13 protein-coding genes are annotated in these 13,271 nt (G+C 63.8%); 12 read left to right on the forward strand and 1 reads right to left on the reverse strand.

Annotated elements, in window-relative coordinates; all coding sequences use genetic code 11:
• Positions 1-19: 19 nt before the first annotated feature.
• The 11 genes from KO516_RS16225 (at position 20) to lpxB (ending at position 10,661) form a co-directional block, all read left to right on the forward strand.
• Positions 20-745 carry an isoprenyl transferase gene (locus tag KO516_RS16225; protein WP_216004824.1) on the forward strand — a complete coding sequence of 242 codons (726 nt, stop codon included), beginning with the start codon at positions 20-22 and terminating at the stop codon, positions 743-745.
• Positions 742-1,530 (forward strand): phosphatidate cytidylyltransferase, encoded by a 789-nt coding sequence (locus KO516_RS16230; RefSeq protein ID WP_216004825.1) that lies wholly within the window; start codon positions 742-744, stop codon positions 1,528-1,530. Before KO516_RS16225 ends, KO516_RS16230 begins: the two co-directional genes overlap by 4 nt.
• On the forward strand, positions 1,527-2,693 hold the full coding sequence (dxr, locus tag KO516_RS16235) for a 1-deoxy-D-xylulose-5-phosphate reductoisomerase (protein WP_216004826.1): 1,167 nt from the start codon (positions 1,527-1,529) through the stop codon (positions 2,691-2,693). The genes KO516_RS16230 and dxr overlap by 4 nt, the downstream gene beginning before the upstream one ends.
• 33 nt (positions 2,694-2,726) lie before the next feature.
• Positions 2,727-4,055, forward strand: a complete 1,329-nt coding sequence (gene rseP / locus KO516_RS16240) for an RIP metalloprotease RseP (protein ID WP_371742093.1) — start codon at positions 2,727-2,729, stop codon at positions 4,053-4,055.
• Between the two features lie 118 nt (positions 4,056-4,173).
• Positions 4,174-4,305, forward strand: coding sequence for a hypothetical protein (locus KO516_RS24580; protein ID WP_256444185.1), 132 nt, complete (start codon positions 4,174-4,176; stop codon positions 4,303-4,305).
• 136 nt (positions 4,306-4,441) lie between these two features.
• Complete coding sequence (bamA, locus tag KO516_RS16245; RefSeq protein ID WP_216004828.1) at positions 4,442-6,817, forward strand: outer membrane protein assembly factor BamA; 2,376 nt, start codon at positions 4,442-4,444, stop codon at positions 6,815-6,817.
• A 1-nt stretch (position 6,818) separates the two neighbouring features.
• On the forward strand, positions 6,819-7,409 hold the full coding sequence (locus KO516_RS16250; protein WP_216004829.1) for an OmpH family outer membrane protein: 591 nt from the start codon (positions 6,819-6,821) through the stop codon (positions 7,407-7,409).
• A gap of 69 nt (positions 7,410-7,478) precedes the next feature.
• Entirely contained in the window at positions 7,479-7,940 is a 462-nt protein-coding gene (fabZ, locus tag KO516_RS16255; protein ID WP_216004830.1) for a 3-hydroxyacyl-ACP dehydratase FabZ, read from the forward strand.
• On the forward strand, positions 7,937-8,722 hold the full coding sequence (gene lpxA / locus KO516_RS16260) for an acyl-ACP--UDP-N-acetylglucosamine O-acyltransferase (protein WP_216004831.1): 786 nt from the start codon (positions 7,937-7,939) through the stop codon (positions 8,720-8,722). Before fabZ ends, lpxA begins: the two co-directional genes overlap by 4 nt.
• On the forward strand, positions 8,719-9,507 hold the full coding sequence (locus KO516_RS16265) for a UDP-2,3-diacylglucosamine diphosphatase LpxI domain-containing protein (RefSeq protein WP_216004832.1): 789 nt from the start codon (positions 8,719-8,721) through the stop codon (positions 9,505-9,507). Before lpxA ends, KO516_RS16265 begins: the two co-directional genes overlap by 4 nt.
• Positions 9,507-10,661 carry a lipid-A-disaccharide synthase gene (gene lpxB / locus KO516_RS16270; RefSeq protein ID WP_216004833.1) on the forward strand — a complete coding sequence of 385 codons (1,155 nt, stop codon included), beginning with the start codon at positions 9,507-9,509 and terminating at the stop codon, positions 10,659-10,661. The genes KO516_RS16265 and lpxB overlap by 1 nt, the downstream gene beginning before the upstream one ends.
• A 51-nt stretch (positions 10,662-10,712) precedes the next feature.
• On the opposite strand, the gene KO516_RS16275 is transcribed toward lpxB, so the two are convergent.
• On the reverse strand, positions 10,713-11,339 hold the full coding sequence (locus KO516_RS16275; RefSeq protein WP_216004834.1) for an invasion associated locus B family protein: 627 nt from the start codon (positions 11,337-11,339) through the stop codon (positions 10,713-10,715).
• Positions 11,340-11,755: 416 nt separating this feature from the next.
• On the opposite strand from KO516_RS16275, the gene KO516_RS16280 reads away from it, so the two are divergent.
• Positions 11,756-13,270 (forward strand): helicase HerA-like domain-containing protein, encoded by a 1,515-nt coding sequence (locus tag KO516_RS16280; protein WP_216004835.1) that lies wholly within the window; start codon positions 11,756-11,758, stop codon positions 13,268-13,270.
• Position 13,271: the final 1 nt, after the last annotated feature.

A 13,271-nucleotide genomic window follows, 5' to 3' on the forward strand; every position in this document is an offset into this window, starting at 1 on the left:
CGAAGGAGGGGCCAGTCGCATGCCCAAGCCGATCCGCGATGGCGCCGGACCGCGCCACGTTGCCGTCATCATGGACGGCAACGGCCGATGGGCGCAACGCCGGGGCCGGCCACGGCTCTTTGGCCACCATGCTGGAGCCAAGCGGGTGCGCGAGATCGTCGAGGCTTGCCCGGATGTCGGGGTCAAATACCTGACGATTTTCGCCTTTTCGACCGAGAACTGGAAGCGCACCCAATCCGAGGTGGCCGGGCTGATGAGCCTGTTCCGGCGCTACATCACCAAGGAAGCCCGCGGCCTCAAGGAAGAGAACGTGCAGGTGCGCTTCATCGGTGATCGGGTCAAGCTGGACAACAAGCTGATCAAGCTGATGGACGAGCTTGAACAGCTGACCTCGGATTGCACCGGGGTCAACCTGACCATCGCCATCAACTACGGCGGCCGCGACGAGGTCGCGCGCGCAACCAAGCGCCTTGCCCAGGACGTTGCGGCGGGCAAGCTCGATCCCAACGAGGTGAACGAGGAAACGCTGCCGAAATACCTTGATACCTGCGTGCTGCCCGATCCCGATCTGGTGATCCGCACCAGCGGCGAGGCGCGGATCTCGAATTTCCTTCTGTGGCAATCGGCCTATGCCGAATACGAGTTCATCGATACCCTGTGGCCCGATTTCGGGGCCGAGGAATTTTCGCGGCTCGTCAATGCCTATGGCACCCGCGAGCGCCGCTACGGAGGAGTAAAGGCATGAGCGCATCGCGCTGGACGGATCTGCGCCCGAGGGTGATCTCGGCCGCCGTGCTGATCGGGGTTGCGCTGGTCGCGGTCTGGATCGGCGGCTTTGTGTGGCGCGCCGTCATCTCGCTGGCCTGTGGCCTGATGGTGTGGGAACTGGTGCGCATGGTGGACACCGCGCGCGACAAGTCGGCGCCCTTGCTGGCCATTGTCGCCGGAGTCTGCGCGCTGGCCACCGCCTACTTGCCGCCAGCTTTCGCGCTGCCGCTGTTGCTGCTGCCCTCGATGGCGGGCTTTGGCCGGATGGAGCGGGGCGGAGTGACCTATGCCGTGTTTACCGCGCTGATCCTGCTGGCGGGCTATGGCTTCATGAAGCTGCGCGCCGATTTCGGGCTTATCTGGATGTTGTGGCTGGTCTGCGTGGTGGTGATCACCGATGTGGGCGGCTATTTTGCCGGGCGGATGATCGGCGGGCCGAAGCTGTGGCCGCGCGTTTCGCCCAAGAAAACATGGTCGGGCGCTGTTGCGGGCTGGATCGGGGCCGGGATCGTCGGGCTGGTCTTTGCTGGCACGACCCGTGCCGGTGTCGGCCTGATGGGGGTGTCCATCGCGATTTCCATGGCCAGCCAGATCGGTGACATGGCGGAAAGCACCGTCAAGCGCCGGGCAGGGGTCAAGGACAGCTCGAACCTGTTGCCGGGCCATGGCGGGTTGCTCGACCGGTTCGACGGGATGCTGGGCGCAGCGCTGTTCCTGCTGATCGCAGGGCAGATCGTGGATTTCCCGCCGGGGCTTGAATGAGACGCATTTCGATCTTCGGAGCCACCGGCTCGATCGGACAGAACACCATCGATCTGATTGCCCGCGAGCCCGATGCCTATGACATCGTGGCGCTGAGCGGCGGGCGCAATGTCGTGCAGCTGGCGCAGGATGCGCGCAAGCTGGGCGCGCAGATCGCCGTGTGCGCCGATGAGACCTGCCTTGCCGAGCTGCGCGAGCTTCTTGCCGGAACCGGCATCGAGACCGCCGCGGGCGAGACCGCCCTGATCGAGGCGGCGCAGCGGCCCGCCGACTGGGTGATGTCGGCGATTGTCGGCGCAGCCGGGCTTGCGCCGGGGCTCGAGGCGCTGAAGACCGGGGCGACGCTGGCGCTGGCCAACAAGGAAAGCATGGTCTGCGCCGGGCCGCTGGTGATGCAGACTGCGCGCGCCCATGGCGCTGCCGTCCTGCCCGTCGACAGCGAGCACAGCGCGGTGTTTCAGGCGCTGGTGGGCGAGGATCTTGCCGCCGTCGAGCGGGTGATCATCACCGCCAGTGGCGGGGCGTTTCGGGATTGGCCGCTGGAGCAGCTGGCCAGCGCAACCCCCGAACAGGCCGCGACCCATCCCAATTGGGACATGGGCCAGCGCATCACCATCGATTCCGCATCGATGTTCAATAAGGCGCTGGAGGTCATTGAAACAAAAGAGTTCTTTGACATCGACCCAAGCCTGATCGAGGTCGTGGTGCACCCGGAATCCATGATACACGCGCTCGTCGGGTTCAACGACGGCGCGTTGATGGCGCATGTCGGCCCACCCGACATGCGCCACGCTATCGGCTATGCGCTGCACCATCCGGCACGCCGGGCGCTGCCGGTCGAACGGCTTGACCTTGTCAAGCTTGGCGCGCTGACCTTTCGCGCCGCCTGCGAGACCCGCTGGCCTGCGCTGCGCCTCGCCCGCGAGGTGATGGCCGAGGGCGGACTGTCGGGCGCGGTGTTCAACGCCGCCAAGGAGCGCGCGCTGGATGCGTTCATCGCAAAACGGATCGGATTCACCGGCATGGCGCATGTCGTCGAACAAACACTGAATCGTGTTTCGGCGCAAAACGGCCTCATTCACGCCGGGATGAGCCTTGATAACGTGCGTGCGGTTGACCATCTCGCCCGGGAGACCGCCGACATGATCATGCTGCAAAACTAAGAAAAAGGGGCAGGACTTTTGGACATCGCGCAGATGAGCTCGGACTTCGGGGGGCTGCTGTTCACCCTTGTCTTCTTCGTGATCGCCTTGTCGGTGATCGTCGCGATCCATGAATACGGCCATTACATCGTCGGGCGCTGGACGGGCATCGAGGCAGATGTGTTCTCGCTTGGCTTCGGGCCGGTGATCTGGTCGCGCATGGACAAGCGGGGCACCAGATGGCAGGTCGCGGCGCTTCCCTTTGGCGGTTACGTGAAATTTCGCGGCGATTCCAATGCCTCGGGCGGGGCCGACGAAGATGCCTTGGCGGGCATGAGCGACGAGGAATTGCGCCACACCATGAACGGTGCGCCGCTTTGGGCGCGGTCGGCCACGGTTGCCGCCGGTCCGGTGTTCAATTTCGCGCTGTCGATCCTTGTCTTCACGCTGCTGTTCACCTTTCAGGGCAAGGTCAGCGAGCCCTTTGCCGTGGGCGAGCTGCGCGCGCTGCCCATTGCGCAAGAGCTGCGCACCGGCGATGTGATCCTGCAGATCGACGGTCAGCCGCTGCCGGGCTTCGATGATCCCGAAGCCTATGACGAATTCATGAAGGCGCTGCCTTATCAGCCAGTTCTGCCCTACACCGTCGAACGCGATGGTGCGCGCATGGTGGTGGATGGACCCTATGTCTATCCGCCGCTGGTCAGTCAGGTGGTGCCGCGCTCTGCCGCCTATGAGGCCGGGCTTGAACCGGGCGACACCATCCTCAACATCAACGGCACACGCGCCTTTGCCTTTTCCCAGCTCAAGGAGGTGGTCGAAGCCTCCGAAGGCGCACCGGTCGATCTGACCATCTGGCGCGATGGCGAGACTTTCGACGTGGTGATGACCCCCAAGCGCACCGACGAGCCGCTGCCCGATGGCGGGTTTCAGGCGGTGTACCGGATCGGCATCGTCGGCGATATGGCGTTCCATCCGGCCACCACCATGATGAACCCCGCCGAGGCCGCATGGGGCGGGGTCAAGCGCACATGGGGCATCGTCACCGGCTCGCTGTCGGGGCTGGGCCACATGATCGCGGGCAATATCTCGTCGTGCAACCTGTCGGGGCCGATCGGCATTGCCCAGACCTCGGGCGCGATGGCCAGTCAGGGCGGCACCAGCTTCATCACTTTCATTGCGGTGCTCTCGACGGCGGTCGGGCTGCTGAACCTGTTCCCGGTGCCAGTGCTCGACGGCGGGCATCTTGTGTTCCACGCCTGGGAAGCCGTGACCGGCAAGCCGCCGTCGGACCGCGCGCTGAATGTCGCGATGTCGATCGGGCTGGCGCTGATTCTGGGGCTGATGGTGTTCGCGCTCAGCAACGATCTGTTCTGCCCGTAACTTTCGCCGCGACGGATCTGCAAAAGGGGGCGCGTCTGGCGCCCCTTTTTTCGTGAACGCCAGAATTCAGCCTTATTTTATTGCTATAATCGCAGCAGACACCAACAACGATGGGGTTATGCTCATGCAAACCATCCAGAGCGGATATCGCGGCCTCAACCTGCTGTTCAACCTCAACACGGACCGGTTGCTTTTTGTCATCGCCATTCCAGCTGCGCTGTTTCTCGGCGCTTGGCTTGGCTCGATGTAAGGCCCGCGAACTGCGCCACCCGATGCAGGGACGGCGCAGTTCGCGTTTCGATTGGCAAACGCCTCTCTAACGTTTTGACACGTCCTTCCGATGCCTTTACTCACGTAAAAAAAATACGGCGGAGTGGATTGGTGGCATGACCTACGGGCGTGAAGGGGCAACCCCCCTGCGTGGTATGCGCAAATTTTCGAATGGGTTCAGAAAAGGCGTATCGCTGGCGGCCCTGTCGGTTGCCTTTTCGGTCGCCGTGACGGCGCTTCCCGACGCTGCGGATGCGCAGACCTTTGCCTTTGGCAACGTGCAGATCGAAGGCAATGAGCGGATCGAAGCCGGGACCATCCTGAGCTATGCGGGCATTGCGCGCGGTGAATCCGTCAGCGCCGCAGAACTGAACGATGCCTACCAGCGCATTGTCGCCTCGGGCCTGTTCGAGACGGTCGAGATCCTGCCGCAGGGCGGCACGCTGGTGATCAAGGTTGTCGAATACCCCACCGTCAATGTCGTCGCCTTCGAAGGCAACAGCCGCATCAAGGACGATGACCTTGCGCCGCTGGTGCGCAGTCAGGGTCGGCGCGTCTACAATCCTCGCATCGCCGAGGAAGACGCCGCCGCAATCGCCAATGCCTATGTGCAGCAAGGCCGGATTTCGGCGCGGGTGACGCCCAAGCTGATCAAGCGCTCCGACAACCGCGTCGATCTTGTGTACGAGATCTTTGAAGGCGGCGTGACCGAGGTCGAACGCATCGGCTTTGTCGGCAACCAAGCCTATTCCGATGGCCGTCTGCGCCGGGTGCTGGAAACCAAGCAGGCTGGCCTGCTGCGGGCGCTGATCCGCTCGGACACGTTCATCACCGACCGCATCGCCTTTGACCGCCAGCTGCTGCAGGATTTCTACGCCTCGCGCGGCTATGTCGATTTCCGCATCACCGGGGTGAATGCCGAACTGTCGGCAGAGCGCGACGCCTATTTCGTCACCTTCAACGTCGAGGAAGGCCAGTCCTTCGATGTCGGCGCGGTCACGGTCGAATCCGATCTGCCCGAGGTCGATATTGCGAAATTCACCTCGGCGCTGAAGCTCAAGCCGGGCCAGACCTATTCGCCCTCCGCAATCGACACGGCGATCGCCCGTCTCGAACGGCTCACCGTGCAGGAGGGTCTGCAATTCGTGCGGATCGAACCGCAGATCAGCCGCAACGACCGTGACCTGACGCTTGACGTAACCTTCCAGCTGACCCGCGGCGAGCGCATCTTTGTCGAACGCATCGACATCGAGGGCAACACCACGACGCTCGACCGGGTGATCCGCCGCCAGTTCGACACCGCCGAGGGCGATCCGTTCAACCCGCGCGCCATCCGCGAAGCGGCAGAGCGTATCCGGGCGCTTGGCTATTTCACCACTGCCGAGGTCAATGCCCGTGAGGGATCGAGCCCGCAGCAGGTGATTGTTGACGTCAACGTCGAGGAAAAGCCCACCGGCGCGATCAGCTTTGGCGGGTCTTATTCCACGTCCAGCGGCTTTGGTGCGGCAATCTCGTTCAGCGAGCAGAACTTCCTCGGCCGCGGCCAGACGCTGTCGCTGGGCATCAACACCGCCAGCTCGAGCCAAGCTTACAACTTCAACTTCACCGAGCCGTATTTCCTTGGCCGTGACGTGTCGTTCGGTCTGGGGCTGAACTACACCGAGACCGACAGCTACTATTCGGTCTACGACACCGCCAAGGGGGCCTTCCGCCCGTCCATCGGCTTTGCACTGTCGGATCAGCAGCGCCTGTCGCTGCGCTACACCTACGATTACAACGAGATCACCGACTCGGACTCGGACGAGATCGGACAGGTGATCACGGCTGAAGAGGACGAGGCGGCACAGTTCGAAAGCTCGATCGGCTATACCTACAGCTACGACAGCCGCCGTACGGGTCTGAACCCGAACGCGGGGGTCTTGCTGGAATTCGGGCAGGATTTCGGCGGGGTCGGGGGCGATACCACCTTCATCAAGACCAACCTGCGCGCCATTGCGCAGACCAAGATCTGGAACGAGGAAGTCACCCTGCGCGCGTCCTTCGAGGCGGGCAACGTGAATTACACCAGCGGCGAAAGCCGGGTGACCACGCGCTTCCTGCTGAGCGACACCACGATGCGCGGCTTTGAATACGGCGGCATCGGTCCGCGCGAATACGACGAAGACAGCGATGTCGACGACTCGCTGGGCGGCAACAACTTTGCTGTTGCACGTTTCGAGGCGGAATTCCCGCTGGGTCTGCCCGAGGAATACGGCATCTCCGGGGGCTTGTTCTATGACATAGGCTCGGTCTGGGGGCTGTCGGATTCGACAAGCTCGAAAACCACGAACGATATCCTCTATACCGATTTCAGCGCGCGCCATGTAATCGGCGTTTCGGTGCTGTGGGATTCGATCCTTGGTCCGCTCCGGCTGAACTTTTCGAAGGCTCTCAAGAAAGAAGAATACGACGAGGAAGAGAACTTCAGCTTCGCGATCTCGACCGAGTTCTGATATGATTTCAAGATATTGCGCGGCGGTTTTGATCGGGCTTGCGGGGCTTTCCCCCGCAGCCCATGCCCAGACCGCCGCGCAAACTGGGGCCGTTCAGCCCAATATGGTGCAAAGCGCCGTGCTGACCATCGAGATCGACCGGCTGTTCTCCGAAAGCGCCTATGGCCAGCGTATCGGCGCCAAGCTTGAGGCCGAAAGCAACGCCATTGCCGTTGAAAACCGCCGCATCGAATCTGAACTCACCGAAGAAGAACGCAGCCTGACAGAGCAGCGGGCCACCTTGCCGCAGGCACGTTTTCGCGAGCTGGCCGATGCGTTCGACCAGAAGGTGCAGGCCTTGCGGCAGGAACAGGATGCCAAGGCGCGCGCGCTTGGCACCCTGTCCGAGGAAAGTCGCCGCCAGTTCCTTGCCCTTGCCGAGCCGGTGCTTGGCGACATCATGCAGGAAACAGGCGCGGCTGCGTTGCTCGACAAGCGCAGCGTGTTTCTGTCGGCCGATGCCATCGACATCACCAGTCTTGCGATTGCGCGCATCGACGCTGCGATCGGCGATGGCGCGAAGTCCGGCCTGCCGGACAGCCCGGACAACTAGCCTTTGCTTGCCCCTTGGCACGTGGGTTGCTAGGGACGGACCACCTGACTTGAAGGGAAAAGGCCCGAGATGACCGACACGCTTCTCTCCGCGGATATCCAGCTGATCCAGCGTATCCTGCCGCACCGCTACCCGTTTTTGCTGGTCGACCGGGTCGAACAGATCGACGGGATCAAATCCGCCGTCGGCATCAAAAATGTCACGATGAACGAGCCGCATTTTCAGGGGCATTTCCCCGGCAAGCCGATCATGCCCGGCGTCACCATCATCGAAGCGATGGCGCAGACCTCGGCGGTGATGGTGGGCGTGGCGCTCGATCTTGCCGACAAGGAACTCAAGGTCTATTTCATGGCCATCGACAAGTGCAAGTTCCGCCGCATGGTGGTTCCGGGCGATCAACTGCGGATGAGTGTAACCACGACGCGCGGCAAGCCCGGCGGCAAGGTGTGGAAATTCGAAGGCCGCGCCGAAGTCGATGGCGAAATGGCCGCAGAGGTGGAATTCACCGCAATGATGGATCTGCCGACATGAGCGAACCCGTGATCCATCCCGGCGCGATCGTCGAAGACGGCGCCCGGATCGGAGCGGGCTGCCGCATCGGCCCGTTCTGCCATATCGGCCCCGAGGTTGTTCTGGCCGAAAACGTCGAGCTGAAATCCCATGTCATCGTGACCGGGCGCACCAGCATCGGCGAGGGCACGGTGGTGTTTCCCTTTGCCGTGCTCGGCGAGATCCCGCAGGATCTGAAATTCCGGGGCGAGACGACCTCGCTGGAAATCGGCAAGCGCAATCGCATTCGAGAACATGTCACGATGAATTGCGGCACCGAGGGCGGCGGCGGCGTCACCCGCGTTGGGGATGACGGGCTGTTCATGGCCGGTTGTCACGTGGCCCATGATGTGCAGGTTGGCGACCGGGTGATCCTTGTGAACAATTCTGCGCTGGCCGGGCATTGTATCATCGAGGACGAGGTCATCGTCGGCGGGCTGTCAGGCGTGCATCAATGGGTGCGCATCGGGCGCGGGGCGATCATTGGCGCGGTGACCATGGTGACCAATGACGTGATCCCCCACGGCCTTGTGCAGGCACCGCGCGGCAAGCTCGACGGGCTGAACCTTGTGGGGCTCAAGCGCAAGGGTGTCAGCCGCGCCGATATCACCGCGCTGCGCGCCGCGTTCCAGATGCTGGCGCAGGGCGAGGGCGCCTTTGCCGACCGTGCCCGCAGGCTTGGCGATGAAACCCAGAGCGATTATGTGCGCGAGATCGTGACCTTTATCCTTGGCGAGAGCGACCGCCACTTCCTCGTGCCGTGAGCCGTCTTGCGCTGATTGCCGGGCTGGGCGATCTGCCCGGCGCGGTGGTGGATGCCTGCGACACCCGGCCGCTGATCTGCGCGCTGGACGGCTTTGCGCCAGCGCATCTGCACCCGGACCTAACCTTTCGGCTGGAAACGCTGGGCACGCTGGTAGAGCAGCTGGTCGCGCGCGATATTCGCCGCCTGTGCATGTGTGGCACGATCCGGCGGCCTGCGGTGGATGCCTCGGCCATCGACGCGGCGACGCTGCCGCTGGTGCCGCGCCTGATGCAAGCGCTGTCGCTGGGCGATGACGGGGCCCTGCGCGAGATCATCGCGATTTTCGAAGACGCCGGCATCACCGTGATCGGCGCGCATGAGGCCGCGCCTGCGCTCCTGCCGCCCATCGGCGTGCCGACCCGCGCCCGCCCCGGCCCCTTGGTCGAGGCCGAGGCCGCGCTTGGCGATCTCATCAGCGCAGAGCAGGCGGCGCTGGATCTGGGCCAGGCTTGTGTCATTCGCGGCAGCGACGTTGTCGCCCGCGAAGACGATAGTGGCACCGACCAGATGCTTTCAGGTCTTGCGAACCTGGGCGAAGGCATTCTCTACAAGGCGGAAAAGCCGGGGCAGGACCGGCGCGCCGATCTGCCGGTCATCGGGCCGCACACCGCCGAGGCGATCCGCAAGGCCGGGCTGTCGGGGATCGTGCTGTCTGCGGGCGGTGTGATGGTGCTGGATCTGCCGGCAACCGTGGCCGCGCTGGATGCGGCGGGACAGTTCCTCTGGATCAGAAAGAGACCGTGATGCAGGTTTTCATCACCGCTGGCGAACCTTCGGGCGACCGGCTTGGCGCAGCGCTGATGGAGGGGCTTCGCGCCATGGTGCCCGACGTGACCTTCACCGGCATCGGCGGCGATCTGATGGCGGCGCAGGGCCTGCAAAGCCTGTTCCCGATGGACGAGATCAGCGTCATGGGCGTGAGCGAGATCCTGCGCCAGTACGGCGCGCTCAAGGCCCGCATCCGGCAGACCGCTGATGCGGTGATCGCGGCGCGCCCCGATGTGCTGATCACCGTCGACCTTCCGGAATTCTCGCTGCGGGTGGCCAAGCTGGTGCGCGCAGCGTCGGATATTCGCATCGTGCATTACGTCGCCCCCACGGTCTGGGCCTGGCGTCCGGGCCGCGCGGCCAAGATGGCGCGCCACGTCGATCAGGTGCTGGCGCTGCTGCCGTTCGAGCCGCCCTATATGGAGGCCGCCGGGATGCGCTGTGATTTCGTCGGGCATCCGGTGGTCACCGAACCCGTTGCCAGTGACGAGGACGCCGCAGCCTTTCGCACCCGCCACGGGATCGGGCAGACGCCACTGGCGCTGATGCTGCCCGGTTCGCGGCGCTCGGAGGTATCGCGGCTGGCCCCGGTCTTTGGCGAGGTCGCAGCCCGGTTGCACGCCGCACGCCCTGATCTGCGCCTTGTCATTCCCGCCGCAGCGCCAGTGGCCGAGATGGTGCAGGACATGTGCGCAGGCTGGCCGGGCGCGCCGCTGATCCTTGATCCGCGCGCACTAGGGGCGCGGGCGCTTGAGGAAAAGCGCGCCGCGTTCAAGGCGGCGGACGTGGCGCTTGCCGCCTCTGGCACGGTGTCGCTGGAACTTGCCGCAACCCATACGCCGATGGTCATCGCCTATGACATGGGCTGGCTGTCGCGTCAGATTATCGGACGGATGCTGCGGGTCGATACCGTAACGTTGGTGAACCTCGTGTCAGACACGCGCGATGTGCCGGAATTCATCGGCAACGCCTGCCGTCCGGGGCCGATCTGCGATGCGCTGCTGGGTATCCTTGGCACGAAAGACGCGCAAGGTGCGGCGATGGAGCGGACGATGCAAAAGCTCGGGCGCGGCGGGCCGCCCCCCGGACAGCGCGCCGCATGGGCGGTTCTGGACGGGCTTCGCGCATGAAAAAGGCCGCGCCGGGGCATCCGGCGCGGCCTTGAACAGATCTCGGCGCGCTTACTGGCGCAGTTGCGAGGTCTCGTCGATGGCGGCGGTGAAGCCCGACAGCGACATGGACAGCTCGACCGTCTGATCGGGAGCCATCGCCGGAGAGATGGTGATCGTGGCTGCATTGCCAGCCTTGAACTTTGCCACATCCTCGGCGGTGAACCCGACGCGCGCATAGCAGCCGACCTGGGTGCAGAACGAGAAATCGTAGCGCTTCGGCTGACCGCCATCGACCGAGATCGACAGCTTTTGCGTCAGAAGCGTTTCCAGCGGCACAACAAAGGTGCCCCCGGCGGCGACCTGACCACCATTCTGCAGGCGGAACAGGCTGACCTCGGCGACGTTGCCGCCATTGCCGTCCTTGAGCAGCTGGTACATCTGGCAGGGATCTTCGGCATCGGTGCCTTCGGGAACGCGCAGACATTGCATCTGCCAGTCGCCGTGGGTTGTCTTGATGTAGGTCTCGGGCTTGGCGGCCGCCGCAGTCTCGGGGGCTTCGGTCTCGCCGATCGACAGATCGCCGCCGATAGGTGCGGAATCATCGGCGGGGGCTGCGGAATCTTGTGCAAGCGCCGGGACGCTGGCAAGCGACAGGGCAAGCGGCAGCGCCCAAAGAAGCGAAAGAGGTCTGGTCATGTAAACTCCCCTGGAATGTCAGGTCATGGTTGCCGCACCGAGTAGCACGCTGCGGTAGCGGTGTCAGGGCGGAAAATACCGGTTTCACGGAATGGCGAGCCGCTGAAGGCAGCTTGCACCCCGTTGTAAAGACGAGAAAAGGGACCTTTCGGTCCCTTTCCCCTTGCTCCCTGTCGGACCGGCCGACTTTGTCATTGGGCGAAAGCTACGAAACTCTGCGTCACCGGTCAACAGACTTGTAACTATTGCGCGACCTGCGTCGCACAAAAAAAGACCGCGCCATTGGGCGCGGCCAGTCTGACAGGGAGGAAGTCTGCCCAAAGCAGGAGAGGACATGTTGCTTCGGGCGAGTTTGATACTGGCATCAATTGGTTAATTAACTATGGTCAGCACCGTACGGAGCGTGGAGACAGTCAATGAACCAAGGGGTTTTTGTAGGCGGCGGTGGCGAGGGCTACGGCGAGAAACAGTATCTGCTCAACAACTATGCAAATCGCCACGGCCTGATCGCGGGCGCGACGGGCACCGGCAAGACCGTGACACTGCAAATCCTCGCCGAAGAATTCAGCGCCGCTGGCGTGCCGGTTTTTCTGGCAGATGTGAAGGGGGATCTTGCCGGGCTGTCGCGGGCAGGGCAAGCCACCGGCAAGCTGCACGCCGCCTTTGCAGAGCGCAACGCCACCATCGGTTTTGACGATTTTTCCTATGCCGCTTTCCCCACGGTGTTCTGGGATATCTTCGGCGTGCAGGGCCACCCGGTGCGCACCACCATCGCCGAGATGGGTCCGCTGCTGCTGTCGCGCCTGCTCGAGCTGTCCGACGCGCAGGAAGGGGTTCTGAACATCGCCTTCCGCCTGTCGGACGAAGACGGCCTGCCGCTGCTTGATCTCAAGGATCTGCGCGCGCTGCTGACATCGGTGGGCGAGAACGCCAAGGCGCTGTCGCTGCGCTATGGCAATGTCTCGACCGCCTCGGTCGGCGCGATTCAGCGCCGGCTTTTGGTGCTGGAAAACGAGGGCGGCGCGCAGCTGTTCGGCGAGCCAGCGCTGGATCTGGCGGATCTGATGCGCCACGACGCGCAGGGCCGCGGGCAGGTCAACATCCTCGCCGCCGATGTGCTGATGAAGGCCCCACGGCTCTATGCGACCTTCCTGCTGTGGCTGCTCTCTGAGCTGTTCGAGGAGTTGCCCGAGGTCGGCAACCCCGACAAACCCAAGCTGGTGTTCTTCTTTGACGAGGCGCATCTGCTGTTCGACGGTGCCCCCAAGGCGCTGATCGACAAGGTCGAGCAGGTGGCGCGGCTGATCCGTTCGAAAGGCGTGGGGGTGTATTTTGTCACGCAGGCCCCGGATGACATTCCCGATGATATCCTTGGCCAGCTTGGCAACCGGGTGCAGCACGCCCTGCGCGCCTTTACCGCGCGCGATCGCAAGGCCCTGAAACTGGCGGCGGAAACCTATCGCCCCAATCCCGCCTTCGATACCGAAGAGGCGATCCGCACCGTTGGCACCGGCGAAGCCGTGACCTCGATGCTGCAAGACAAGGGCATTCCCGGCATCGTCGAGCGCACCCTGATCCGTCCGCCCGCATCGCGGCTTGGCCCGGTCACGCCGAAGGAGCGCGCCGAGACGATTGCGGCCTCTGCGCTTTCCGGGCGCTACGAGGCGCAAATCGACCGGCAGTCCGCTTACGAAATGCTCAAGGCGCGCGCCACTGCCGCAGCGTCCGAGGCCGAAGCCGAGCAACCGCGCGAGCACAGTCGCGCCCGCCGCTATCAGCCATCAGCGCCCAGTTCACGCAAATCCAGCCGCTACAGCGCCCCCGGGTCCATCGGCGAAGCATTGGGGCAGGCGGTGCTGAAAGAGCTCTCCGGCACCACCGGCAAGCGGCTGGTGCGCGGCATCCTTGGGGGGTTGTTCCGGGCGCGGTAAG

This window comes from Citreicella sp. C3M06 (assembly GCF_018860705.1).
GTDB lineage: Bacteria > Pseudomonadota > Alphaproteobacteria > Rhodobacterales > Rhodobacteraceae > Salipiger.

What these genes read in the sequence shown, in the direction of transcription:
- KO516_RS16250 (WP_216004829.1), top strand. Translation starts at nt 6,819, where the DNA reads ATGATTTCAAGATATTGCGCGGCGGTTTTGATCGGGCTTGCGGGGCTT.
- rseP (WP_371742093.1), top strand. Translation starts at nt 2,727, where the DNA reads ATGAGCTCGGACTTCGGGGGGCTGCTGTTCACCCTTGTCTTCTTCGTG.
- KO516_RS16230 (WP_216004825.1), top strand. Translation starts at nt 742, where the DNA reads ATGAGCGCATCGCGCTGGACGGATCTGCGCCCGAGGGTGATCTCGGCC.
- KO516_RS16280 (WP_216004835.1), top strand. Translation starts at nt 11,756, where the DNA reads ATGAACCAAGGGGTTTTTGTAGGCGGCGGTGGCGAGGGCTACGGCGAG.
- KO516_RS16225 (WP_216004824.1), top strand. Translation starts at nt 20, where the DNA reads ATGCCCAAGCCGATCCGCGATGGCGCCGGACCGCGCCACGTTGCCGTC.
- KO516_RS16275 (WP_216004834.1), bottom strand. Translation starts at nt 11,339, where the DNA reads ATGACCAGACCTCTTTCGCTTCTTTGGGCGCTGCCGCTTGCCCTGTCG.
- lpxB (WP_216004833.1), top strand. Translation starts at nt 9,507, where the DNA reads ATGCAGGTTTTCATCACCGCTGGCGAACCTTCGGGCGACCGGCTTGGC.
- lpxA (WP_216004831.1), top strand. Translation starts at nt 7,937, where the DNA reads ATGAGCGAACCCGTGATCCATCCCGGCGCGATCGTCGAAGACGGCGCC.
- dxr (WP_216004826.1), top strand. Translation starts at nt 1,527, where the DNA reads ATGAGACGCATTTCGATCTTCGGAGCCACCGGCTCGATCGGACAGAAC.
- KO516_RS24580 (WP_256444185.1), top strand. Translation starts at nt 4,174, where the DNA reads ATGCTCATGCAAACCATCCAGAGCGGATATCGCGGCCTCAACCTGCTG.
- fabZ (WP_216004830.1), top strand. Translation starts at nt 7,479, where the DNA reads ATGACCGACACGCTTCTCTCCGCGGATATCCAGCTGATCCAGCGTATC.
- bamA (WP_216004828.1), top strand. Translation starts at nt 4,442, where the DNA reads ATGACCTACGGGCGTGAAGGGGCAACCCCCCTGCGTGGTATGCGCAAA.